A 23,041-nucleotide genomic window follows, 5' to 3' on the forward strand; every position below is an offset into this window, starting at 1 on the left:
CCTGTTCCCCGCCCATGCGGGGATGAACCGCAGGCGTTGCGGCCCGTTACAACCAGCGATTGCTGTTCCCCGCCCATGCGGGGATGAACCGGTCCAGTGCAGGTTGATGGGCTATAACTGTCGCTGTTCCCCGCCCATGCGGGGATGAACCGCTGCGTTTCAGGGGCTTTTGGACTGCGTGAAACTGTTCCCCGCCCATGCGGGGATGAACCGCTTCTGGTGGTTAGCGCAAACCCGATCTATTGCTGTTCCCCGCCCATGCGGGGATGAGCTGTCTTCATGAAAGACTCCCTGGGAACAGCTGGGGACCAGGGGAAAGTCCTTAAAAAACTTGAGGAACAGCGCAAAGAGGCCAACATCCTCATATTGAGGATGCCGGGTTATAAATCAAGCGAAGTCACCCTATCCGGCTACGAGTTCGACCGCACATCTCAATCAGGGTGCGATCTTCTGGTCGTCAGAATGACGTTTCAAGAGGTACGATTCAGTGCAAAGCGTAAAGTCATAACCAAGAGCGGGAAACCGGTACAGCCAGAAGATATGGGAGAAAAAATACCTCAGAAAATTAGTGGGTAATCACTCATCGCCGAGAGAGAACGTAAGTATTTTTGTGCCAATGCCATTCTTGTCTAGTTCGGTATGAAAATTATCTTTCGCCCAACAAGCAGATGAAAGATACCGTTTTGAGGCATCCATAACCTCTTGGGATGTTCCTTTTTTGGGGACAAGGTGGCATCCCTTCACTCGCCAGTAGTTGTCATCGCCGAGTGCGAATGAGCAGGTAGCTCTCACTTCGCCCTCCCCCGCCTCATTTGCTTCCCCAATAGAGTCAAAACCTAGCTTCACAAATCGGCATTGATCTACAAAATACTTGCTATCAGGAGCAGTAAGGTATGCGGGAGGGCGCAGGTTTTTCCTGTACTCTCTGGCGTCCTGCTTCTGCCTCTCCAATATGGCGGATATCGCCTTGTTCCTTGCAGTGCTGGTCACGCCCCATTGCAGGCGTTCATTTTTCCCCTCGATGGCTGAAAATGGTGGGATCGTGAGAGCATCATGCTTCAACGCTTCTGGCTCGCAGATATGGTCGACCACCATGCCTTCCCCATCGCCGGGGAAGAGGCTCATTCCTCCCTCTACGGCGTGGAAAACAGGACGTGCAGACATGGCGCACCGTGATGATGGCTGATACTTCATCGCCCATGCCGCCCATCGTGCTGTTTCTGGATCAGCGCCGAACTGCTGAAAGATAAACCGTGTGTGCGATTCTTCGTAGGCGGTCCACTCAGCGTCTGTCATTGGCGGTGCGGCATGGGCAGAACATGACACGGCACAAGCCGCCATGGCGGCATACAGCACACGTGTCTTTTCAGCATCTCTCCAGCCTCATCAGGTCATCGTCATGTCTCAGTATGCCATCCCTCTCACCAGTTTTGCTAGCCAGACTTTCGGGGTCACTCTTTCCGGCCAGTCATATACCGCACTTCTTGAATGGCGGAGCGGGTATGGGTTGTTTCTGTCTCCAGCAGCAGGCGGCATACTATCTATCCTTCGCCCATGCGGGGTCTCACCATTATTGAATGCCTTGATGAAGGCTGTGGCTTTACCTATTATCGGTGGTGCAGCGTATGGTGATCAGGCGATATTCTGCCGGCCTGGGCCGCCCGTTAGGGTAGTTGCGTTATTGTGGGGTTTGCGGCAGGCCCCACCCATACGCTGTCTTGGTTTTTTGTGTTCGGGAAGCTTCGCCCGGTGATGCGGTGGCGGGGCCTGCAATGAACCCCGCAAAGCGCCACGTGGCGGGTTGCCACAGCTGCGGCCTGCAGATTGTCACCGTGTCGCACCGCATCGGCAGCAGTTGATGTTAATGGGAATGTGACGTCAAGAGCTGTTATCCTGTACGGCAAGACAGATTTCCTGTAGTTTTTCTGCTTTGTTTCACCATCGATATGAGAGATCACCAAACAGGGCACGGCCAGGAGCGTAGGAGCAGTTGGTCATGCTGGTACATACGGAAACATATTTCGAGTTGGCAATGTTTGTGCCATTCAGCTGGAGGTGCCATCTCCGGTAATCAAGATGGGCCTCAATATCGCCAACCAGCTGGGAGGGTACGATGATGGTGGCTGGCAGGGCACCGGCCGTTGTGCCCGTATAGCGGACGCCCCCACCAATTCCGGCACTGAAGGTGCGTGTGATGATGAAGTTGCGCCGCATGAAGAAGGAAGCCATGCGGGAGGGGACCGTCACGGGGCGTTGGCCCACCTGGTTTTGTGTGGCGGCACTGCTTTTGGTGATGCGTGGGTCCTGCACCGTGAAGGAGGCGAGGAGGTCGATCCTGTAGGGGAGACGCCCGACAAATTCCGCTTCAAAACCACGGGTCCGCTGGGCACCGAGCTGTATCTTGTCGCTGGAATGGAGAGGGTCCTGCACCAGGTCATTCCGTTCTTTCAGGGTGAAGACATCCAGTGTGAGCAGGAAACGGTCGCCAAAGATGGAGTCTTTGCGGGGCCTGTATTTTATCCCGGCCTCCAGCAGCCGTCCCCGTGTCGGGGAGAAGGCGGTGCCATCATAGGTTGTGCCAAGCTGAGGGCTGAAGGACGTGGCGTAGGAGACATAGGGAGCCACACCCCAGACCGATTGATAGAGCAGGGCCGCCCGGCCGGTGAAGGCGTTGTCCTTCTGGGGTGTGCGCTTGCCCGCATTGTTGTTGACCTGCACGCTCTGGGTGAAGTCGCCACGACCGGAGAGGGTGAGGAAAAAGCGGTGCCAGTCAGCCTGCTCCTGCCCGTAAAGGCCCGTCTGTGTCCCAGTCGTGTTGTAATTTCGTTTGGACGCATAGGCGGGCATGGCGATGGCCCGATAGACTGGCTGATAGAGGGACAGGTTGGGCGCTTTCCTTTCGCCACGCCGTTCCGCCATGAAGTCGCTGCGGAAATCGACACCGGTAAGCAGAATGCTGTGGAGGGAACCGAAATGGTCTTTCCATTCCGATCGTGTATCAAGCGTTGTGGTGTTGTAATTGCCGGACTGCAAAAGGGCCGTGCGGGATATCGTGTCCGTGTTGACCAGCTTTGGCTGGGCAACCGTGCGGTACAGTACGTCCATGTGGGCAAAACGCATGTTCTGCGAGAGCGTCCAGCCCGGCAGCAGTTCCTGTCTCAGCGCATAGCCGACTGAAAGCTGACGTTTGGAATAGACATCAAAATTCCGGTCGCCGGACAGGAAGTTGCGGGGCAGATAGCCATGCCGGGTGGGCACGACCGTGCCGACATAGGGCAGGAACTGCGAGCTGGACCCCGCATCCAGCTGCTCATAGCTGCTCAGGAAGGTGAAGTCCGTACGGGAGGAAGGCTGCCAGCGCAGGGAGGGAGCCACATAGATTTCATTGTTCTTGATGTGGTGGGCAAAGGTGCCCGATTTGCGGATCAGCCCGTTGAACCGCCACAGCCAGTGGCCCTGCCTGTCAAGGCTGCCTCCAATGTCCACGGCTCCCTGCCGTCGGGCATAGCTGCCTCCCTGTACGGAGATGATGTTGGTCTGGTGCTGTGTGGGACGCTTGCTGACGGCATTGATGATGCCGCCAAGCTGGCCGGACCCGTACAGTGCGGAGCTGCTGCCACGGATGATGTCCATCTCCTCCAGCCCCCAGGGTTCTATGGAGAAGGATTGCGACGTGGCGGCGTTGGGCGTGCGTGTGCCATCAAGATAGATGTCGGGTGTGAAGCCACGGATGGTGCCAAAATAGCCCCGTGGGTCATCTTTCCCGCCATAGTCGGAGACACCCGCACTGTAGCGGATGGCCTCCGTCAGGGTGCGGCTGTTGAGCATGTCCATTCTGGCCCGGGAAATGACCGTCAGGTTCTGGGGTGTGGTTTCCAGCGGCGTGGCCGTTTTCAGGGCCGCCTGTCCCGTACCGGTAAGGAGGGCACGGGCCCTGCCACGGACAAGGATTGATTCGACAGGTGGTTTGGGGGGCGTGGACACTTTGTGTGTCGTGTTTTTCCGTGTTTCTGGCGGGGGCGGTGCCTCGGCTGCCATGACGCATGATGGAAGGATGAAACCTCCCAGAATGAGAAGCCCCCGGAATGATCTGGATGAAACGGGACGGAGCAAAACAGCCTCTTTAATATGAGAATGATTATCATCATCAAATATAAAAAGTAGTTTAACTTCGCAAGCGCTTTCACATTCCTGTGATGAGATGACAGGGCTGTAAGATAAAGCGGGACAGCCATCCATCCATTATGGGCAGAATAGCGGTTTTCCCCCTATGAGCTTGGGAATTTATTAAAACTAAAAAGTATAGTGATTTACAAAAACAACAAAATAAAAAGTTGATTTTTATCCCAGATTTGACATGCTCCCCGCATGACGACGAAGCCCTTTTTCTATCTGCCCATCGTTCTGCGGACGGACCAGCGTGACGCCCTCCTTGTGGGGGGCGGGCAGGTGGCCGTGCAGAAGATGCGTCTGCTGAAGGGGCGATGCCGGATGATCCACATCTGGGCAGAAACACTGCATCCCGAGCTGGCAGCTCTGGTGGAGCAGGGGCAGGCCGTGTTCCGTCAGGGCAGGGTGGCAGAAGACGCCCTTCAGGCCGTTCTGCCAGACATGGCACTGGTCTTTGCCGCCACGGATGATGAGGCCGTCAATGAGATGGTGGCCCGTCAGGCCCATGCGCTGCGGATACCCGTCTGTGTGGTGGATGCCCCGGCTCTTTCAAGCTTCATAACTCCGGCTCTGGTAGACCGGTCCCCCGTGCAGGTGGCCATCACGACTGGCGGGGCCTCTCCGGTTCTGGCCCGTCGTGTCCGGCAGATGGTCGAGGCCATGCTCCCGGCCAGAATGGGTGAGGCCGCCCGTTTCATGCAGAAGCAGCGGGGCTGGCTGAAGGACCGCCTGCCGGGGATGAAGCAGCGGCAGCGTGTCTGGGAATCTTTCGTGGATGGTCCGGCCTATGAGGCTGCCCTGGCCGGGGAGGAAGACCGGGCACGGGAGCAGCTGGAGCAGCTCGTGGCGGAGGCCGAAGGCGAGGCGGACCGCCCGCAGGGTGAGGTCTGGCTCGTGGGGGCTGGACCGGGAAACCCGGACTGGCTTACCCTTGCGGCCCTGCGCCTGATGCAGAATGCGGACAGTGTCCTGTACGACAATCTCGTGGCGCCGGACGTGCTGGACCGTGTGCGGCGTGATGCCGAGCGTGTCTATGTCGGCAAGAAGCGGAGCCATCACACCCTGCCGCAGAGCGACATAGAGGCCGAGATGCTGCGCCGGGCCAGGCGGGGTGAACGTGTCCTGCGGCTGAAGGGGGGTGACCCTTTCGTGTTCGGCCGTGGGGGGGAAGAGATGGAAACCCTGCTGGCTGCCAATGTGCCGGTACGGGTCGTGCCCGGTATCACGGCGGCCAATGGCTGTGCCGCCGCCGCCGGGATTCCGTTGACCCATCGGGACTGCGCCCAGAGCTGCGTGGTGGTGACAGGCCATGCCCGGGCTGATGGAACGCTGAACCTGCACTGGCCCAGCCTTGCCCGCAGAGGGCAGACGGTCGTCATTTACATGGGGCTGGGCTCGATGGCGGAGCTGTGCCGGAAGATGCAGGATCATGGCCTGCCGGAAAGCTGGCCGGTGGCGGTCGTCCATCGGGGGTCCTGTGCAGACCAGCGTTGCGTGACGGGCACGCTGGGCACGATTGCTGAAGATGTCCGTCGTCAGGGGCTTCAGAGTCCCGTACTGATCATTGTGGGAGAAGTGGTGCATCACCGTGGCGAGGTGGTGCAGGCTGTGCCCGGTTACAGCACATCGAAGGAGAGTGCCTGATGAAACGTCTTTCCCGCCCGGGAGAAGGGGAAATCCTGCTGCTGACGGCCAGCCGTCTGCTGGATGGCCGTATTGTCTGGCTTGGCGAGGGGGATCACTGGCATGAATCCATCGCCGAGGCTGTCCGCTTCACCTATGAGGAGGCCGGTCCGGCTCTGGAGCGTGCCCTGGCCGAGGCGGAACAGAAAGAGGTCGTGGCCGTATATGAGGTCGTGGCCAAGGATACCCGGCCTCCCGAGCCTGTCACGACACGGGAAGCCATCCGGGCCCACGGGCCGAGCGTTCACCCGGATTTTTCTTACGATCATGCCCCGGTGCGGGAAAAGGAGAAGGTAGGATGACACAGCCTGCGTCACGGTCTGTCGGGCATTACCAGTATGAGGAGCGGGACCGGACCTTCCTTCAGGAGCGCATCAACGAGTTCGAAGGGCAGGTCCGTCGTCGTCTCTCCGGTGAGCTGAGCGAGGAAGAGTTCAAGCCCCTGCGGTTGATGAACGGGGTCTATCTCCAGCTTCATGCCTACATGCTGCGGGTGGCCATTCCCTATGGCGTGCTGGACAGCCGCCAGCTGCACAGGCTGGCCGACATTGCGGCCAGGTATGACCGGAATTACGGCCATTTCACCACCCGGCAGAACATCCAGTTCAACTGGATTGCGCTGAAGGACGTCCCGACCATCCTGCGGGAGCTGGCCGAGGTGGACATGCACGCCATCCAGACCAGCGGCAACTGCATCCGTAATGTCACGTCGGACGAGTTTGCCGGGGCCGCGAAGGATGAACTGATGGACCCCCGCATCCATGCCGAGATCGTGCGGCAGTGGTCCACCCTGCATCCCGAATTCACCTTTCTGCCCCGCAAGTTCAAGATCGCCATTTCCGGCAGCCCGGAAGACCGGGTGGCGGCCCGCTTCCATGACATCGGCCTGCTGGCCCGTCCTGGTGAGAATGGTCCGCTGTTCCGTCTTTTCGTGGGCGGTGGACTGGGGCGGACGCCGGTCGTCGGGCAGGAACTCTTCGATTCCGTGAAGGAAGAAGACCTGATTGCCACGCTGGAGGCCGTTCTGCGTGTCTATAATGCGTTCGGACGGCGGGACAATCTCTACAAGGCCCGCATCAAGATTCTGGTGCAGACCATCGGTCTGGAGGCCTTCCGCAAGGCCGTGGAGGAAGAGCTGGCCCGCATGGACCGTGCCGCCTACCGGTTGACACCGGAGCATGTGGCGCAGATCCGTGCCCGTTTCGCCCTGCCGGACCTCAAGGCCCCGGCAGATGCGGCCGACGTGCTGGAGCAGCACAGGAAGGCTGATCCCGTCTTTGCCCGCTGGGTGGCCAGCAATACCCATCCTCATCAGGATGAAGGCCATATCTGTGCCGTCATCTCCCTGAAGACACCGGGGGCCATTCCCGGTGATGTGACGGCCGAGCAGATGCACGGTTTGGCTGATCTGTCCGAGCGTCATTCATTTGGTGAAGTGCGGGTCACGCATCTTCAGAATCTGGTGTTCGGGCATGTCCGCAAGGACCAGCTGCATGAACTGTGGCAGGGCCTGAAGGCACTGGGCCTTGCCGCACCGAATGTCGGTCTCATCAGCGACATCGTGAGCTGCCCGGGGCTGGATTACTGCAATCTGGCCAATGCCCGCTCCCTGCCACTGGCGCAGAAGCTGGGGGCCCGTTTCGGCGATGCCGACCTGCAGGCCGAGATCGGGGCCTTGAGCATCCACATGTCGGGCTGCATCAATGCCTGCGGGCATCATCACGTGGGCAATATCGGTCTTCTGGGGGTCGACAAGCGGGGGGCCGAGACCTACCAGATTCTTCTCGGCGGGGATGCCGGGGAGAATGCGGCCATTGGCGGGATTCTGGGCCCGTCCTTTGCAGAGGATGAAGCCGTGGATGCCGTGGCCCGCATCGTGGAGTTCTATCTCGGGCAGCGTCAGAAGGGGGAGACCTTCGCTGCGATGCTCAAGCGGTGTGGCCTGAAGGCTTTCAAGGAGGTGGCTTATGAAACTGTTTGATCTCAGCGGGCGTAAAACGCTGGAGGCGGCCTCTCCCGTTCCTTTCGAGGAGTGGAAGGAAACCCGGCAGGGCACGGCCATCTCTCTGGCACCGGATGTCGAGGTGGAGGAGCTGCGCTCCCATCTTGGCAGCCTGACACTGATCGTGCTGGAGTTCCCCGTCTTCCGGGACGGGCGGGCTTTCACGCAGGCCCGGTCCCTGAGGGAATATGAGGGGTATGAAGGGGAAATCCGGGCGTCCGGCCATCTTCTGCCGGATCAGGCCATCCATTTCAGACGTTGCGGGTTTGACAGCGTGGTTCTGCCGGATGGGGCCAACGTGAAGGACTGGGAAGACCAGCTGGGACGCTATCAGTTCTACTATCAGAATACTGCCGTCAGCCCCGCCTGAGGGGGCGGCTTCTGGGAGAGCCTACAGAAACGGGCCGGAAGGGACTGTCCTTTCCGGCCCGTTCTTGCAGGTGGGGTGTCTCAGAACTCCGCCTTGACGGAGCCGAAGAACTGGCGGGGTGCGCCAAGAAGGATGGACTGGTTGTTGTAGGCTGCTCCGCCCTGGTTATCCATCGTGAAGCCGTTCTGGCCCACGGTGGAGGCGTATCTGGTGTTGGCCAGATTGTAGATGTTGAAGGCGAAGACCAGATTCCTCACGGCCGTAGGGTTGCGCATTCCGAGACGGGTCATGTCCAGCGTGTAGATCAGGCCGAAATTGGCCAGCCAGTAGGTTGGCAGCTTGTAGTCGCCCACATAGTCATAGCTGCGCTTCCCATAATACTGGGTATCGACATAGGCCTGCAGATGCCGCCACTCATAGGAGAGGCGGGCCTTGTACATGAAGCGGGGATACGCCACCACCTGCCGACCTTTCGTGGCATAGAGCGTTCCGCCGCTGCGTATGTTCTGGTCGTATGTTGCCTTGTCGTAGCTGATGCTGTTGAGCAGGGCGAGGCCGGGCAGCGGCGTGATGGTGATGGCCCCATCCACGCCATTCATGGTCACGCCCCCCACATTCTGCACGGTGGAGGTGTTGTTGGTGAGGATGGACCCGGCACCCGCGCTGCCCAGAATCTGCTGGAGGCGGTTATGGAAGTTGGTGCGGTACAGGTACAGGCTGCTCTGGATGAGATGGTCGGTGTAGCGGTAGCCTCCGGCGAAGGTCCAGGCCGTTTCCGGCTTCAGGCTGTTCTTCGTGGCGTTGTAGGCAAGCTGGGACACCGCAAAAGGTGAGTTGCTGGAGTTGTAGCCGGACTGGCTGTAGGCATGGGCATTCTCGGAAATGTCGAAGAAGAGCTCATGATGGTGGAGGAAGTGCCAGTCCCCGCTGATATGGGGCAGGAAGGCCTTGGCGGTCGTCAGGCTTTCTCCGCTGGCCAGAGCCGGGAAGCGGGGTTCCCAGTTGGTGGCATGGCCCACACGGGTCGTATTGAGAATGGATTTGAAGCCAAAATGCAGCGCAACGGACCTGATGGGGTGATAGGTGTCCTGCACGTAGGCCGTGAAGCTGTTGGTGTTGTAACGCTGCCCCCAGAGGGTCCGGCCGGGAACGTTCCTGAAGCTTTTGAATGGATTCAGGGGTGTGCCGTTGGGGCTGTCGGGCTGCTGGTAGGCATAGGCGTAGGAATCATACCGGTTGTTCTCGTACCAGAACCCCACGGAGAGATCATGCCGCTTCAGGCGGTAATCGAAGGAAGTCAGCCCGCCGAACCGTTCGATGGAAGGATGGCGGACCTGCTCGAAAATGGGGCCACCATTGAGTTGAACGGTATCGATACCGTTCTGGTACGCATAGGGGCTGGCATAGGTGCCGTGGCCGGTCTCGCTGTGGCCATAGAGGCTGCTTTTCCATGTCAGGCGGTCGGTCAGGGCAAGGTCAGCCTTGATGCCTCCGAACAGGTCGGACGAGCTGGCCGTACTGTCGTAGTAGGAAACATCCTTGGGGTCTGACAGCCGGTCATAGGCGGCAGGGTACTGCCCCCGTGCGGCCCGGTAGGCTCTGGCCCATGCGCCGGGCCGCCCGTAGAAATTGTCCAGCCGGGACCCAGCCTGGTCCAGCCAGCTGGGAGCGTAATCCTGATAGTTCACCATCTGGAGGGCATCCCAGTTGAAGAAGGCGGAAACCTGGCTCCGTTCCCCGATGGGCTGGACCAGCTTGGCATTGACCTGCTGCATGAACTGGTCTCCGCCGCCCTTCCATTTGTCGCCCTGATTGCGCATGTAGGAGACGTAGAACTTCGTGCCGCTTTCATTCAGCCTGCCGGAGTCGAACCGGAAGAAGGAATGGAACAGCGCATTGCTGCCGAAGGTTTGGGCAACCAGCCCTCCCGTTCTGTTCTTGGGGTTGCTGGAGACGTAATTGATGCTGCCCCCCAGATTGTTGGTGCTGGCCGTGCTTTCCGCCCCGGCACTCTGGGTGACCTCCAGCCGTTCCACATTCTCCGAGGAAATGGCCTGTAGCGGGTTCAGCCCGTTATAGTTGCGGAAGGTCGGCTCCCCGAGGGGCAGGCCATCCAGCGTCATGCCGATCTCGTTCTGGATGAAGCCGTGCATGTAAATCTGGGTCGAGTAGGTGTCCACACCCTGCGGGTCGTCGGACTGGAACTGCACGCCCGGCATCTGGGCCAGCGTGCGGAGGGGGTTGGTGCCGGGTACCTGCTGTTCCAGCTGCTTGTGTCCCAGCACGAGCTGCGTGCCCTGCACGATGTGACGGGTGCGGACGGACAGGGTCTCATACCCGCCATGAACGGCCTTGCGGGCATGGCGTTTCGTGCTGGCCCCAGCTGTGGCAGCGCCCCCCGGATGAGAGGCTGATGATCGGAGACGACCCGTCTTGCCGTCTGCATGGCGAGACGTGAGATGCTGGGTGTGACGGTCAGTTTCCGGGCTGTTATGGAGACCGGCGGCCTGGAGTGAAGCAGGCACGACAAAGGGTGCGGACAGGCCGGTGAGGCCCATCCAGAACAGATGGCGATATGATGGCATGACGGATCCGTTGAGACGGTGAAAGGGCAGGTGCCGGAGTCGTGCCCCATCTTTGGGGCACCCCGGTTTTATGAGAGAGGTATCAGGCCCTGTTCAGACATCGCCGGGTGATGAAAGTCAGGCTGGTCAGCGTCAGAAGCAGAATGACGGCGAGTGACAGCAGGGCATCCCCGCGTGCGGAGGGCAGAATGAGCAGGATGGCTCCAAGAACGGGGATGAGCACGGCCAGTCCCTTGGCCAGCGGCAGGGCCGTGGCTGTCTGTGACTGCCGGGCCCAGAGCCAGTAGGCGATGGCGATCATGAAATAGATGAACAGGATCAGCCCGCCTGATGAGCCGAGAAGAACGGGATAGAGTGTTTCCGGCGAGCCGATGGCAGCAGCGATGACAGCCAGCTCCAGCAGGGTGGTCAGGCGCAGGGACCAGATGGGGACCTGCCGGTCTGTTTCTTCTGTCAGCTTCTGCGGGGCGAGGCGCAGATCGGCCAGTTCCCGCAAGGTGCGGGACACGACATAGACAGCTGAATTGAGGCAGGAGAGGACAGCGACCAGTGTTACGGCAATGGCGGCGTAGCGGGCCAGCGGAACACGGAGATATTCCAGCACGCTCAGGAAGGGGGACTGCCCTACATGCACACCATTCCACGGCAACAGGGAGATGATGACCAGTACCGACCCGGCGTAGAAGAACAGGACCTGCAAAGGGAGGCGCCGCATGGTATGGGCGATGGCCCGCAGGGGGCGGTCACTGTCCGTGGCGGCGATGATGGCAATCTCGCAGCCGGTGAAGGTCTGCACGATCATGGGGACAGCCCCGATGACAGCCCAGCTTCCTTTGGGGAAGATGCCTCCATGTGCGGTGATGTTGTCGAGCGCTATGGCGAAGGGATGACCGGAGAGAGCCAGCCAGCCCAGGCCGAGGGCGATGAAACCGCCCAGAAAGAGCAGTTTGAAAATGGAGAGACCTGTTTCCGCCTGCCCGTAATGGCGCAGGGAGAGACGGTTTATCGTCCAGGCAATGGCAACAAGGACAAGCGCTCCCCAGAGGGGGGCAACGCCTGCCAGCCGTCCGATGATCATGCCACCGGCAACGGCCTGTGCTCCGGCCGTCACGGCCCAGAGGAAGGCATAGCTCCAGCCTGTAATGAAGGCTGCCCTGGGGCCGTTATGGGTGGCGATGTGGGTGATGAAGGACCCCTGCCCCCGTGCGTTGATGGCCAGCCCTCCCAGCAGACGCATCACCAGCCAGACGACGATTCCCGCTGCCAGATAGGACAGCAGGACAGCAGGACCGGCTGCGGCGATGGTGGCGGACGTTCCGACGAACAGCCCCGCCCCGATGATGCCGCCAATGGAGATCATGGCGACATGCAGCCCTTTGAAACGGCTTGCGGCAGGGGCACCGGACGAGGATGACGGTGACGCAGGAGGCTGGCTCATCGGGTACGTTATCCTTTCTGACCGGGGCCATAGGGGCGGTCCCCGATGATGGTGATGCGGTTCATGATCCGCCGGGCGGGGAGATAGTCATTCACGGCATAATGCTGCGTGATGCGGTTGTCCCAGAAGGCAACGTCACCCTCCTCCCACCGCCAGCGGACGGAGAACTCAGGTTTTGTGGCATGACGGGTCAGATAAGCCAACAGGGCAGCGCTTTCTTCGGGGTCCACATCGTTGATTTCGGTCGTGAAGCCTTCACTGACAAACAGCCCCTTTGCTCCCGTTTCCGGGTGGATGCGGACGACAGGATGGGTCACGGGTGGGAAATTGTTGCGTGTTTCAGCCCATTTTTTCCGCTCTTCATCCGTGCGGCCATAACGGGAGACAGGAAAGGAGCGGAGAAAGTCGTGCTGGGCTGTCAGCGTGTCGATGCGCTGTTTTATGCCGTCGGAAAGGGCATCATAGGCAGCGGTACCACTGGCCCAGATCGTATCTCCCCCGCCTGTTTCCGGGAGGAGGCGGCTGGTCAGCACGGCAGCTTTTGGCGGTTCCTGCTGGAAGGTGACATCCGTATGCCACAGGGCATTGTCCCGCAGGTCGTTCTTGGCGGTATCCAGCACGATGGCTTCCGGCACATCGGGGACGGTCGGGAATATGGGGTGGAGATGCAGCTTGCCAAAGTTGCGGGCAAAGTCCCGCTGCTGTTTGGGTGTGATGGTCTGTTTACGGAAGAAGAGGACCTGATGGCGCAGAAGCAGCTCGTGGATGTCGTTCTTCTGCGACGGAGACAGGGGTTGTGAAATATCCACACCTTCTACGATGGCGCCGATGGCCGGGCTGAGGGGGATGGCCTTCAGGGTGACCGGGGCATGGTGTAGCGGAGCGAAAGCAGCAGCGGTGGAAGCCATGGTAGGAACTCCATAAAACGAATTATGATAGTCATTTTATAAAACAACATATCCGAATGTAATAATGGGGTATTTCATCTTATTTGAAAGTGAAAAATGTCATTTTGAGTAAATTTTTCATAACACACTGTTTTATATATATTTTTGTGAAGTGATCCTGCTGGGTGAAAGGCCTGGTAGCGTGTTTTTTCCAGTTCTCTATAAACAACTATATTATTTCGTATTAATTGATGGCCCGGTTATTGTGGCATGCGATGGGGGACCGGCTCCCCATCGGGTCATGTGGGAGTGCTGTAAGGGCATGGATGATATGCATTAATGGATGCTGAATGAAAAAGCGCTGAAGACTGCGGAGCATGATGGAGTCGATGACGGGAAACAGTAATGGAGTGGCAGAGGGCAGTAGTTAATTTGATATAAATCAAAGACCTTTCATGCAAAGAGAGTAGCGTGACAACAGACACCTTTATCTGAGGAGATGACAGATGGGACGGATTGCTGGAAAGATTGCACTCGTGACAGGCGCCGGCAGCGGCATTGGCAAGGGGATTGCCAAGGTTCTGGCCAAGGAAGGTGCCAAGGTCATCGTGGCTGACCTCAACCCGAAGGGTGGTGAAGAGGTTGTGGAAGAAATTCGCAAGGCTGGCGGCAAGGCCTGCTTCCTGCCCCTGAACGTGGCCAAGGAAGACGAGTGGAAGAAGACGATGGCTGCCATCAAGGAGCATGATGGCCGTCTGGACATTGTCGTCAACAACGCTGGCATCGCCTATGACGGGACCATCGAGAGCACGTCTCTGGAGGATTGGCGTCGTGTGCAGTCCATCAATCTGGATGGTGTGTTCCTCGGCACCAAATATGCCGTCGAGATCATGCGGGAGCTGAATGGCGGTGAGGGCGGTTCCATCGTCAACATGTGTTCCAGCTCTGCATTGGTTGGTATCCCGAATCTGGCTGCCTATGGGTCCTCCAAGGGCGGCGTGAAGATGCTCACCAAGTCTGCTGCCCTGCATTGTGCCCGCAGCGGGTACAAGATCCGCATCAACAGCGTCTGCCCGGGTTACATCCAGACACCGCTGGTTGATGAGCTGACCCGTACCGACAAGGCCGCCTATCAGCATCTGGTGGACATCCATCCGGTCGGTCATCTGGGCACGCCGGAAGACGTGGCCTACGGTGTTCTGTACCTGGCCTCTGACGAATCCAAGTTCGTCACGGCAACCGAGCTGGTGATCGACGGTGGTTATACCGCCGAGTAAGGCGCAGGGCCGAAGCAGGCCCGCGAGTCTTTAAAAAAAGCCCCCGTTCCCATGCCGGGAACGGGGGCTTTTTTCATCGCTGCATGTCTGCCAGCCGGAGAGTAGCCTACGGTCTGGCAGGCGGGATCAGGTCTCTCAAAGGCCGGAGAACAGAGCCGTTGAAAGGTAACGCTCGGCAAAGTCAGGCACGATGGCTACGATGGTCTTGCCAGCCCATTCGTCTTTTTTGGCGAGCTCCATGGCGGCAAACAGGGCTGCTCCAGCGGAAATGCCAATGGGCAGACCTTCCGTGCGGGCGCAGAGGCGGGCTGTCGTCAGGGCATCATGCTCGGTGACGGGGATGACCTTGTCCAGCGCACGGATGTCCAGCGTATCGGGCTTGAAGCCCGGGCCAAGCCCCTGGATGCCATGCGGGCCAGGATCGTCACCATTGAGGACGGCACTTTCGGAGGGCTCAAGACCAAACACTTTCAGCCCTTCCTTGCGTGGCTTGAGAGCATGGGCAATGCCGGACGCCGTTCCCCCAGTACCCAGACCTGCCACGACGGCATCTACGGCACCGGCCGTGTCTGTCCAGATTTCTTCAGCGGTTGTCTCGGCATGAACCTTCGGATTGGCTGGATTCGTGAACTGGCTGGGCATCCAGGCATTTTCGGTTTTTTCAAGGATTTCCTGTGCTTTGCTGATGGCCCCTTTCATGCCCTGCGGGGCGGGGGTCAGCTCCAGGGTCACTCCCATCAGGGCCAGCATTTTACGCCGCTCCATCGAGGCGCTTTCCGGCATGGTGACAATCATCCGGTAGCCCATGGAGGCTGCCGCAAAAGCGAGGCCGATGCCGGTATTGCCGGATGTCGGCTCCACGAGAACGGACTTGCCCGGTGTGATCAGTCCCTTTTCCTGTGCTTCCCGCAGCATGGCCACGCCGATCCTGTCCTTGACGGAGGCCAGAGGGTTGAAGAACTCCAGCTTGAGCAGCAGGTTGGCTTTCAACCCTTCCTTTTCTGTCAGTCGGGGAACGGCCACCAGCGGAGTGCCGCCCACGACTTCCATGAAAGAAGGATAGACATGCCCACGGGGGGCTGCGAACGGGGTCGTGGAAAGAGGGAAAGGAAAATCTGATGAGCGAGGTTCTGTCATCGTTGGTACTCCCTGCCATGATGAATGTAGGAACAAGACTAGCAGGTCTGCCCGGTATTCGTCATGTCGCTTTGGAAAGACTGGAGAAGAAACGGTAAAGGATCGCGAAACATTCGCATAATTTTCTTTCTTATAACGCGAGATGGGCTAAAAGGAGGCTGACGCTTTGATGGCTGAAGAGTGAATGATGTATCTGAAAAACGATCGTATCCTGACGGCCCTGTCCATCATGCTTGATGTGGCCTTTTATGCCGGACGGTCCGGGGTCGTGAGTGGCGCGGACATAGCCAGGCGCAGCGGTCTGTTGAGGCGTGGAATCGAGCCGGTGCTCCAGGCTCTTTCACGGGCGGAGCTTCTGGACAGTGTTCGTGGGCCAAAAGGGGGATACCGGCTGGGACGGTCCCCACGGGTGGTCAGCCTGCACGAGATTGTCTGTGCTGTTGGTGTGCGGGACCAGGTGGCTGCCTTGCAGGAGCGGGATGGCAGTCCCCTCCAGTCTTTGGTGATTGCACCATTGTGGGCTGATCTGAACGAAGGAATCAAGGATCGGCTTTCAGCGATCACCTTGGCTGATCTTCTCCAGAAGGCCGAGCGTGAAGGGCTGGAGCGGCCCAGACAGGCGCCCATTTCCTTCACCATATAAGATCCCTCTCTTTTTTGATGAGACTGCTTCTCCATGTCCGGACAGCATTTCTGCTGATTCCGGAGGGGCTCTGTCATGTCGGCATCACGAGCTCGCTCGGTCATAATAGAGTGAAAATATGGTTTCATTGTGGTTATTATTAACTTAACAAACAACTTGTATTAATTTTAATTTTATATTACTTTTCGGTGAACATAGCCTCTCTTCTCATTGGACTGTGCCCTTCCGGGGGGCAGTCTGTTTTCTGGTATCGTTGGTGAGGAGAGGACTGCAATGGAGTACGGGTGCGGGGAAAGTCATGCGGAATAAACTTTTCTTTACAGCAGCTTTGTTCTGTGTGGAGGTAACGCCTTTCGGGCCTGTCTTTACGCCTGCCCAGGCTGCGGACGCGGTCTCGGCGGCCACGCCGGTATCGATCAATGGCCAGGAGTCGTCTGTCAAGGAAGTGACGAACCTGTCCGATCAGGGGAGCGTCATCAATACGGGCAGCGATATCTATCGTGTCAAAGGAGATGGAACGGATCAGACCTTCTCGGGTTCCATCCGTGGGAGTGCTGATCAGACAGCCGCCATCGACCAGGCCGGTGGTGTTGATGTCAATACGGGCGAGACTGTCAATCAGACGCAGCAGACCCAGCCCAACAACGTGACGTTCACGGGGCAGAATGTCTATAATGGGCGTACGTTTGTCCGTGGTAATGGATCTTTGACCCTGACAGGCAGTGATGGCAAGGTTGGTGGCATCACTTCCGGGGGGGCAACGATAGTTGGTCTGGCCGCCAACGATTCTGGTACGCTGACAGTGGACAAGGATGGCATCCTGCTGCTGCGTGGCCAGACAGACAGTGATGGCAAGGTCATGCAGCCTTATGGTCAGCTGATTGTTGGCAATGGCGATCAGAGCTACGGTGCCAGCGATACGAGGCAGGAAAACCGTCTGATTGTCCAGAATGGTGGCCAGGTGGGTGCCATGACTGTCGCTATCGGCAACCAGGCCTCCGGCAAGGGTGATGTGTCTGTTACCGGGGCAGGCAGCGGTCTGACCGTTGGTGCTGGTGGCATGTTTGTTGGGGCTGATGGCGAGGGCAACCTGTCTGTCACGCAGGGCGGCAAGGCCGTTGTGGGTGGCGATGTGGTTGTCGGTGGCAGTGCTGGCTCCCAGGGCAGCGTGACGGTTGATGGCTCCGGTTCGTCCCTGACAGCCAAGAAGGATGGGGACCAGGCCGTACAGATGGTTGTCGGTGACCAGGGCCAGGGGGCGCTGAATGTCCGGAATGGCGGTACGGTCACCACGGATGGCAATGTCACCCTCGGGAATCAGGCTGGGTCCGTTGGGTATGTGACGGTCGGTGACGGGCAGAATGCCAGTGGCAATGTCCAGTCCAGAATGGATCTGACGGGTAGCGGCGACACGGGGAACCTCGTTGTTGGCCAGCAGGGGACCGGTCATCTGAGCATCCAGAAGGGTGGTGAGGTGACAGCCTATGGCGTGGCCGTTGGTGGCGAGGACACGGACGGGCACCTGGCCTCTAACAGTTCTCTGACTGTTGGTTCTGCCGAAGGTGGTGTGACCCAGCCCGGTGGTCAGCTGAATGTTGGTCAGGGTGGCATGGTCATTGGTGAGGGCAATGGTACAGCACCCCGCTATTATGCCGGTGTGACTGCTGGTGGTACCATCAACAATGCTGGCAATGTTCATATCATGAGCGATGGTCAGCTGCGGGTTGGTGGTGAGGATCAGTCCAATGCCGGGGCAGCAACCGGTACTCTGGTTGCTGGCGACACGAACGGCAGCAGTGGTATCAGCAGTGATGCCACCCAGACGAATGGGACGTCTGCCAAGGAGAATGGTGGCGTGGTCCTGTACGGTAACGGCGTCATCCAGAACCGTCAGGGCAGCGACCTGCATGTGGATTCCAATGTCTATCTGTCCGATGGGACTCCCTCCGGGGAGGCTGTCCGGCATGGGACATTCGATACAAACCAGCAGAGCACCTATCTGACAGGCAAGTTGACGGGGACTGGCGGTCTGACGGCAACAGGCGGCGGTACGCTGTATGTGGCCAATCATGACAACAGCTACCAGGGTGAGACGGTCGTGTCGGGCAAGGACACGACGCTGGCCGTTGCTTCCGGGTATGGTCAGGCGTCTGACAGCAACAATTCTTCTTCTTCCGGGATCACGGTTGAGGATGGTGCCCGTCTGACAGGTAACACAACAGATAATGGGGCTGCTGCCGTCACGACAGTTGCGGCAGGTGGTACCGTTGAGGCTAACTGGAACCAGAGCAGCGGAACCCTGAATATCGGTGCTGCCGGGCATCAGGGGACGGCCCTGGCAATGAATGGCACTGCGGGTCACCAGTCTGTGTTGTCCGTGGGCGCAAGCTCCACACCGGTTTCGTCCAACTCCTACATCACGCTGAACAACGTTCAGGGGTATAGCCGCCAGAATGGTACGATCGATACGACCGGCCGTTCGCTGACAGGCTCCTACCGTCAGCTCAATAGTGGCCTGATCCATGTGAATGGTGATGCCCAGCTGAACAGTGCGACCCTCAATGTTGTGAAGAACGACAATGACCGTATCTATGCAGGGGATGGTTATCGTATCCTCACAGCAACAGGGACGGTCAGTGCCAATCATGACAACGCCCTGACAGGCAATCTGCCAGATGGCCTGTTCGTGTCGCCTTATCTGGCGTTCGAGAATCAGGCCGTGGACGTGGTCTATGCCCGTAATAATGTCTCCTTCAGCAGCGTGGCGGGGAACCAGAACGAGCGTGAAGTTGGCCATGCACTTGATGGCATGGCCAGTGGCAGTAGCGTGGTGCAGGCCATGACAGGCGTCAGTTCCGCTGGTGAGGCCCGTCGTGCACTGGGTAATCTCTCTGGTGACATCCACGCATCTGCCCGGACTGCCCTGATCCAGGACAGCTATCTGCTGGAACAGGCCGTGCTGGACCGTCTGGTTGAGGCAGGCTGTGATGGTGATGGAAAAATGTCCGCCCAGGGGCATTACAATTTCTACACGCGGCGCAAGGAATCCCAGTGCCACAGCGACCACACCATCATGTGGGGTCAGGCTTATGGCAGCCTGGGGCATAATGGTGGCGGCGGGAACGCAAGCCTGCTGCACCATCAGACAGCCGGATTCGTCATGGGTGTGGATACACCAGTTGATGACCGGTGGCGTGTGGGTGGCATGATTGCCTACGGGCATTCCATGTTCAATGCCAATGGGACGAGCAACTCGTCTGGTAACAGCAACAACATCAGCCTAGGCAGTTATGCCGGGTCTCATTGGGGACGCTTCAATCTGCGTCTGGGGGCCTTCTACACCTGGAACCTGATGAACATGCGTCGGCATGTGCAGGTGGCTGATTTTGGTGGCCGGCAGACCAGCAATTACCGTAACGGGACGGCCCGTGCCTTTACGGAGCTGAGCTACAAGTTTGACTTTGACAAGTTCCAGTTTGAACCTTTCTTCGAGGGGTCCTACGTCAACCAGTACGCAGGCCGTTTCCAGGAGCATGGCGTGGCTGCCCTGTATGGTCAGTCCAAGGATCGTAGCGTGGGCTTCACCAGCTTTGGTTTCCGTGTGGCACGCAGCTTCCAGATTGGAGAGATGTGGCTGCGGGCCCATGCCATGGGGGCTTACCGCCGTGCCTATGGCAGCCTCGGCTCCAGCAGGACGGAACGTTTCATGGGTGATGGCAGTGGCATGAATGTCAATGGCGTGCTGCTGTCCCGTGATGCTGCTGTGATCAAGGCGGGTGTAGCGGCCCGGGTCACGGATTCTGTGGATCTCGACCTGTCCTACACGGGGCAGTATGGCGAGCATGCCATGGACAGTGGTGCTACAGGGTCCGTCAAAGTGCAGTTCTGACAGGCGTCAGGAATGGATCAGGAAAAAGGCCGTCCATCATGGGCGGCCTTTTTTGTGTCTGCCGTGTCAGGGGGGCGCAGGCTTACCCTGCCAGGCCAGCGTGATAGAGCAGTGTTCCTGCCAGGGTGAGCATGATGGCGGCAGTTACCCCATCCAGAATTCGCCATGAGAGTGGATTGCTGAAAAAGGGACGCAGCACTCTGGCTCCGTAACCCAACAGGGGGAACCAGACAAAACTGGCCAGTACGGCACCAAGTCCGAACCATGAGCGGCTGCCTTCAGGCTGGGTGAGGCTGACAGACCCCATGAGGAGCACCGTATCCAGATACAGATGAGGATTCAGCAGTGTGAAGCCGCAGGTCATGGCGATGACTTTGCGCAGGCTCTGCGGAGGCTGGTCTTCCAGTGTGACAGAGCTGCTGGTTGTCATGTGGCGTAAGGCAGAGAGGCCCTGCCAGATGAGGAAAGCAGCGCCAGCATAGGTCAGAATATCCGTAAAGAACGGCATGGCGGCGACAATTTTTCCAACGCCGTGGACGGAGGCTGTGATGAAGACCGCATCCACACTGGCGCAGAGCAGGATGATGGGCAGGACATGCTCCCGCTTCAGGCCCTGTCGCAGAATGAAAAGATTCTGGGCTCCAACAGCGATGATGGCAGAGGCGCCAAGGCAGAAACCGGTCATGATGGGGGTGATGATCGTGTGCATGGCCCGTCTATGACAGGCAGGGTATATACAGAACAGCTTATTTTATTTCACTGAATGAAGGAAAACTTCATCATGTTCGATTACGCCGCCCTGACAGCTGTTAGTGCTGTCGTGCGGGAAGGTAGTTTCGAGAGGGCAGCCGCTGTACTCGGGCTGACACCGTCTGCCGTTTCACAGCGTGTCCGTGGGTTTGAGGAACGTCTGGGGGGTGTTCTGGTCATTCGTGGGCAGCCATGTCGGCTGACAGAACTCGGGACGATGCTCTGCCGTCATTTCGACTGTGTCAGGGTGCTGGAGAGTGATCTGGCCGCCCGGCTGGCCTGGCAGGACAGAGGGGCCACACTTCCGGCTACGGTGAAACTTGCTGTCAACGCAGACAGCATCACGACGTGGTTTTCTCATGCCATGATGGCCTTTGCCCGGCAGGACCCTGCCATAACACTGGATATTTCCATTGATGATGAGAGCTGTACGGCGGAGCGGCTGCGGTCCGGGGATGTCATGGCTGCTGTGACGGCATCGTCCGATCCGCTCCCGTGGTGCAGAACGGTCTCGCTGGGGCGTATGGTTTATGTGGCCTGCGCCAGCCCGTCCTTCATGGGGGTGCATTTTTCTCAGGGTGTGACGGCCGAAACCGTGCAGAAGGCTCCCTATCTGCGGTTCGATCGGCGGGATATGTTTCAGGCCCGGTGGGCAGAGGCAGTGTATGGCGTCACGCTGGGTGCCCCCGCCTGCTGGATACGTTCTTCCACAGCGTTTCTGGACCTCTGCCTTCATGGTCTTGGTTGGGCCATGCATCCTCTGCCGCTTGTGGAACATCATCTGCGAAGCGGTGCCCTGGTGGAACTGCCTCCAGCGCACCGGCCTTCCATGCCGCTTTTCTGGTCAGTCCCCCGCCTTTATGGTTCGGCATTGAACCGGCTGAGCCAGAATGTGCAGCGTGTGGCGGCAGAGTGGTTGACTGATTGATCCGGTCTGATCAGGCGTTTTTCCCCTGCTGGCGGCCGAAGCGCTTGGCAAAAGCGAAAATGGCCGTGAAGGCCCGGAAGGGGAGCATGATCCGCCATGAGGGCGAGAAATTGCCAGCAAGAAGCGAGATGATGGCATCCCGCATCCGGAGCGGACTGTTCTTTGGCCGCATGAAGAAGTAGCGCAGCAGAGGGTCGTTGATGCGATAGACGAGCCAGCCGATCAGCCGCATTTCCTGTCTTGTTTTACGTTCAGCCTTGCGGGCCGCCCTGCGCCCCCGGGCTGGATCAAGCAGCCAGGTGCTGGCAACATCGGCGCCGCGGAGTGCTCCCTGCATGGCCAGCATGATTCCTGATGAGAAAACGGGGTCCAGAAAGCCGAAAGCATCACCGATGATGAAATAGCGCTCTCCCCAGGCCTTGTTCCCTTTGTAAGAGTAGTTGCCGGTCGTGGTGAGTGGTGCCAGTGCTTCCGCCTGGCTCATGCGCTCCCGTACGCTGGGGCTGGACTGTACGGTCTTCCAGAAGAGAGTATCCAGCGAGCCACCGTGATTTTTAAAGCTGTCATGGTCCCCCACGAAGCCGACACTCATGATGTCATCCGGCAGGGGAATCATCCAGAACCACCCACCCTTGACGAGATGGACGGAAATATAGCCCTCCATTCCTTCGCCTTCTGCCCGGGGGACATTGCGGAAGTGGCTGAAAATGGCGGCCTTGTTGTTGCGGAGGTCGCTGTATTTCTTTCCATGCTGGCGGAGCATGAGCGTATCCCGGCCGGACGCATCCAGAATGAATCGTGGGGTGAAGAAACGGGGATTTTCTCCATCCGTTTTTGCTTCCACGAGGGGAGCATCCGGTGTCGGGAAGGTGACCTTCGTGACACGGGTTTTTTCAAAGGTCTTTGCGCCTGCTTTGGCGGCATTGCGGAAGAGCAGCTCATCAAATTCTGACCGGCGAACCTGATAGGCATGATCTGCCTGCGGGTCGATGGCGTAACGGAAGGGGAATGAAAGCCGTCCTTCCCCGGTATCTGTCACGAATTCGGCTCCGGGTTTGTAGACCCCCATGGCTGCGACATCGTCCAGCACACCGAGCGTCTCCAGTATGGGCAGGTTGCAGGCCAGCAGGGATTCACCGATGTGGAAGCGGGGATGCTGGTTTTTTTCCAGCATGATGACATCCAGCCCGCGTCGGGCCAGAACGGTGGCAGCCGTGCTGCCAGCGGGGCCACCGCCGATGATCAGGACATCACAGGGGAGAGGGGACTGGGTCATGGTGGT

The 23,041-nt window shown here is 58.8% G+C and carries 17 protein-coding genes and 1 CRISPR repeat array (1 of these 18 cut by a window edge); of the genes, 9 read left to right on the top strand and 8 right to left on the bottom strand.

The features are described 5' to 3' along the window. Positions 1-274: direct repeats of the CRISPR family, unit length 29 nt; unit sequence CTGTTCCCCGCCCATGCGGGGATGAACCG; it begins 183 nt to the left of the window's first position. 5 nt (positions 275-279) lie between these two features. Continuing rightward, complete coding sequence (locus DTJ15_RS00100) at positions 280-576, top strand: hypothetical protein (RefSeq protein WP_249109171.1); 297 nt, start codon at positions 280-282, stop codon at positions 574-576. Here DTJ15_RS00100 and DTJ15_RS00105 read toward each other — a convergent pair whose 3' ends face one another. Further along, positions 577-1,296, bottom strand: a complete 720-nt coding sequence (locus tag DTJ15_RS00105) for a hypothetical protein (RefSeq protein WP_249109173.1) — start codon at positions 1,294-1,296, stop codon at positions 577-579. A 639-nt stretch (positions 1,297-1,935) separates the two neighbouring features. Continuing rightward, entirely contained in the window at positions 1,936-4,038 is a 2,103-nt protein-coding gene (locus DTJ15_RS00110) for a TonB-dependent siderophore receptor (protein WP_249109175.1), read from the bottom strand. A gap of 330 nt (positions 4,039-4,368) precedes the next feature. Between DTJ15_RS00110 and cysG the strand changes: the two genes are divergently transcribed. From cysG to DTJ15_RS00130, 4 genes are read left to right on the top strand one after another with little or no spacing between them, the layout of a single operon-like run. Next, positions 4,369-5,814, top strand: coding sequence for a siroheme synthase CysG (cysG, locus tag DTJ15_RS00115; RefSeq protein WP_249109177.1), 1,446 nt, complete (start codon positions 4,369-4,371; stop codon positions 5,812-5,814). After that, positions 5,814-6,155 carry a DUF2849 domain-containing protein gene (locus DTJ15_RS00120; RefSeq protein WP_248630793.1) on the top strand — a complete coding sequence of 114 codons (342 nt, stop codon included), beginning with the start codon at positions 5,814-5,816 and terminating at the stop codon, positions 6,153-6,155. The genes cysG and DTJ15_RS00120 overlap by 1 nt, the downstream gene beginning before the upstream one ends. Then, positions 6,152-7,834 carry a nitrite/sulfite reductase gene (locus tag DTJ15_RS00125; protein WP_248460257.1) on the top strand — a complete coding sequence of 561 codons (1,683 nt, stop codon included), beginning with the start codon at positions 6,152-6,154 and terminating at the stop codon, positions 7,832-7,834. Before DTJ15_RS00120 ends, DTJ15_RS00125 begins: the two co-directional genes overlap by 4 nt. Further along, on the top strand, positions 7,821-8,225 hold the full coding sequence (locus DTJ15_RS00130; RefSeq protein ID WP_043561850.1) for a DUF934 domain-containing protein: 405 nt from the start codon (positions 7,821-7,823) through the stop codon (positions 8,223-8,225). The genes DTJ15_RS00125 and DTJ15_RS00130 overlap by 14 nt, the downstream gene beginning before the upstream one ends. An 80-nt stretch (positions 8,226-8,305) precedes the next feature. Here DTJ15_RS00130 and DTJ15_RS00135 read toward each other — a convergent pair whose 3' ends face one another. From DTJ15_RS00135 to tauD, 3 genes are all read right to left on the bottom strand, one after another. After that, complete coding sequence (locus DTJ15_RS00135) at positions 8,306-10,810, bottom strand: TonB-dependent receptor (protein WP_249109178.1); 2,505 nt, start codon at positions 10,808-10,810, stop codon at positions 8,306-8,308. A gap of 82 nt (positions 10,811-10,892) precedes the next feature. Next, entirely contained in the window at positions 10,893-12,248 is a 1,356-nt protein-coding gene (locus DTJ15_RS00140; protein WP_086431680.1) for an amino acid permease, read from the bottom strand. An 8-nt stretch (positions 12,249-12,256) separates the two neighbouring features. Continuing rightward, on the bottom strand, positions 12,257-13,156 hold the full coding sequence (gene tauD, locus DTJ15_RS00145) for a taurine dioxygenase (RefSeq protein WP_086431681.1): 900 nt from the start codon (positions 13,154-13,156) through the stop codon (positions 12,257-12,259). A 485-nt stretch (positions 13,157-13,641) separates the two neighbouring features. Here tauD and DTJ15_RS00150 point away from each other — a divergent pair, with 485 nt between their 5' ends. Beyond that, positions 13,642-14,412 carry an SDR family NAD(P)-dependent oxidoreductase gene (locus DTJ15_RS00150; protein ID WP_043561847.1) on the top strand — a complete coding sequence of 257 codons (771 nt, stop codon included), beginning with the start codon at positions 13,642-13,644 and terminating at the stop codon, positions 14,410-14,412. A gap of 135 nt (positions 14,413-14,547) precedes the next feature. Here the strand turns inward: DTJ15_RS00150 and cysK are convergent, their stop codons facing one another. Further along, positions 14,548-15,549, bottom strand: a complete 1,002-nt coding sequence (gene cysK, locus DTJ15_RS00155) for a cysteine synthase A (RefSeq protein WP_043561845.1) — start codon at positions 15,547-15,549, stop codon at positions 14,548-14,550. Positions 15,550-15,736: 187 nt separating this feature from the next. Between cysK and DTJ15_RS00160 the strand changes: the two genes are divergently transcribed. Both DTJ15_RS00160 and DTJ15_RS00165 read left to right on the top strand, forming a co-directional pair. Further along, positions 15,737-16,192 (top strand): Rrf2 family transcriptional regulator, encoded by a 456-nt coding sequence (locus DTJ15_RS00160; RefSeq protein WP_043561842.1) that lies wholly within the window; start codon positions 15,737-15,739, stop codon positions 16,190-16,192. A 298-nt stretch (positions 16,193-16,490) separates the two neighbouring features. After that, positions 16,491-20,081 carry an autotransporter outer membrane beta-barrel domain-containing protein gene (locus DTJ15_RS00165; protein WP_249109179.1) on the top strand — a complete coding sequence of 1,197 codons (3,591 nt, stop codon included), beginning with the start codon at positions 16,491-16,493 and terminating at the stop codon, positions 20,079-20,081. A gap of 82 nt (positions 20,082-20,163) precedes the next feature. On the opposite strand, the gene DTJ15_RS00170 is transcribed toward DTJ15_RS00165, so the two are convergent. Then, positions 20,164-20,790 (bottom strand): LysE/ArgO family amino acid transporter, encoded by a 627-nt coding sequence (locus DTJ15_RS00170; RefSeq protein ID WP_103765730.1) that lies wholly within the window; start codon positions 20,788-20,790, stop codon positions 20,164-20,166. Positions 20,791-20,862: 72 nt separating this feature from the next. Here DTJ15_RS00170 and DTJ15_RS00175 point away from each other — a divergent pair, with 72 nt between their 5' ends. Continuing rightward, positions 20,863-21,759, top strand: coding sequence for a LysR family transcriptional regulator ArgP (locus DTJ15_RS00175; RefSeq protein ID WP_154980887.1), 897 nt, complete (start codon positions 20,863-20,865; stop codon positions 21,757-21,759). A gap of 10 nt (positions 21,760-21,769) precedes the next feature. On the opposite strand, the gene DTJ15_RS00180 is transcribed toward DTJ15_RS00175, so the two are convergent. After that, the gene (locus DTJ15_RS00180) at positions 21,770-23,035 is read right to left on the bottom strand and encodes an NAD(P)/FAD-dependent oxidoreductase (protein ID WP_086431684.1); all 1,266 of its coding nucleotides are present in this window, start codon (positions 23,033-23,035) and stop codon (positions 21,770-21,772) included. Positions 23,036-23,041: the final 6 nt, after the last annotated feature.

The organism is Parasaccharibacter sp. TMW 2.1891 (assembly GCF_023337675.1).
Lineage (GTDB): Bacteria > Pseudomonadota > Alphaproteobacteria > Acetobacterales > Acetobacteraceae > Bombella > Bombella apis.

Excerpts from the sequence above, each read along its gene's own strand:
- DTJ15_RS00100 (WP_249109171.1), top strand. The coding sequence starts at position 280 with ATGAAAGACTCCCTGGGAACAGCTGGGGACCAGGGGAAAGTCCTTAAA.
- DTJ15_RS00105 (WP_249109173.1), bottom strand. The coding sequence starts at position 1,296 with ATGACAGACGCTGAGTGGACCGCCTACGAAGAATCGCACACACGGTTT.
- cysG (WP_249109177.1), top strand. The coding sequence starts at position 4,369 with ATGACGACGAAGCCCTTTTTCTATCTGCCCATCGTTCTGCGGACGGAC.
- DTJ15_RS00110 (WP_249109175.1), bottom strand. The coding sequence starts at position 4,038 with ATGGCAGCCGAGGCACCGCCCCCGCCAGAAACACGGAAAAACACGACA.
- DTJ15_RS00160 (WP_043561842.1), top strand. The coding sequence starts at position 15,737 with ATGTATCTGAAAAACGATCGTATCCTGACGGCCCTGTCCATCATGCTT.
- DTJ15_RS00130 (WP_043561850.1), top strand. The coding sequence starts at position 7,821 with ATGAAACTGTTTGATCTCAGCGGGCGTAAAACGCTGGAGGCGGCCTCT.
- cysK (WP_043561845.1), bottom strand. The coding sequence starts at position 15,549 with ATGACAGAACCTCGCTCATCAGATTTTCCTTTCCCTCTTTCCACGACC.
- tauD (WP_086431681.1), bottom strand. The coding sequence starts at position 13,156 with ATGGCTTCCACCGCTGCTGCTTTCGCTCCGCTACACCATGCCCCGGTC.
- DTJ15_RS00150 (WP_043561847.1), top strand. The coding sequence starts at position 13,642 with ATGGGACGGATTGCTGGAAAGATTGCACTCGTGACAGGCGCCGGCAGC.
- DTJ15_RS00140 (WP_086431680.1), bottom strand. The coding sequence starts at position 12,248 with ATGAGCCAGCCTCCTGCGTCACCGTCATCCTCGTCCGGTGCCCCTGCC.
- DTJ15_RS00125 (WP_248460257.1), top strand. The coding sequence starts at position 6,152 with ATGACACAGCCTGCGTCACGGTCTGTCGGGCATTACCAGTATGAGGAG.
- DTJ15_RS00120 (WP_248630793.1), top strand. The coding sequence starts at position 5,814 with ATGAAACGTCTTTCCCGCCCGGGAGAAGGGGAAATCCTGCTGCTGACG.
- DTJ15_RS00170 (WP_103765730.1), bottom strand. The coding sequence starts at position 20,790 with ATGCACACGATCATCACCCCCATCATGACCGGTTTCTGCCTTGGCGCC.
- DTJ15_RS00135 (WP_249109178.1), bottom strand. The coding sequence starts at position 10,810 with ATGCCATCATATCGCCATCTGTTCTGGATGGGCCTCACCGGCCTGTCC.
- DTJ15_RS00180 (WP_086431684.1), bottom strand. The coding sequence starts at position 23,035 with ATGACCCAGTCCCCTCTCCCCTGTGATGTCCTGATCATCGGCGGTGGC.
- DTJ15_RS00165 (WP_249109179.1), top strand. The coding sequence starts at position 16,491 with ATGCGGAATAAACTTTTCTTTACAGCAGCTTTGTTCTGTGTGGAGGTA.
- DTJ15_RS00175 (WP_154980887.1), top strand. The coding sequence starts at position 20,863 with ATGTTCGATTACGCCGCCCTGACAGCTGTTAGTGCTGTCGTGCGGGAA.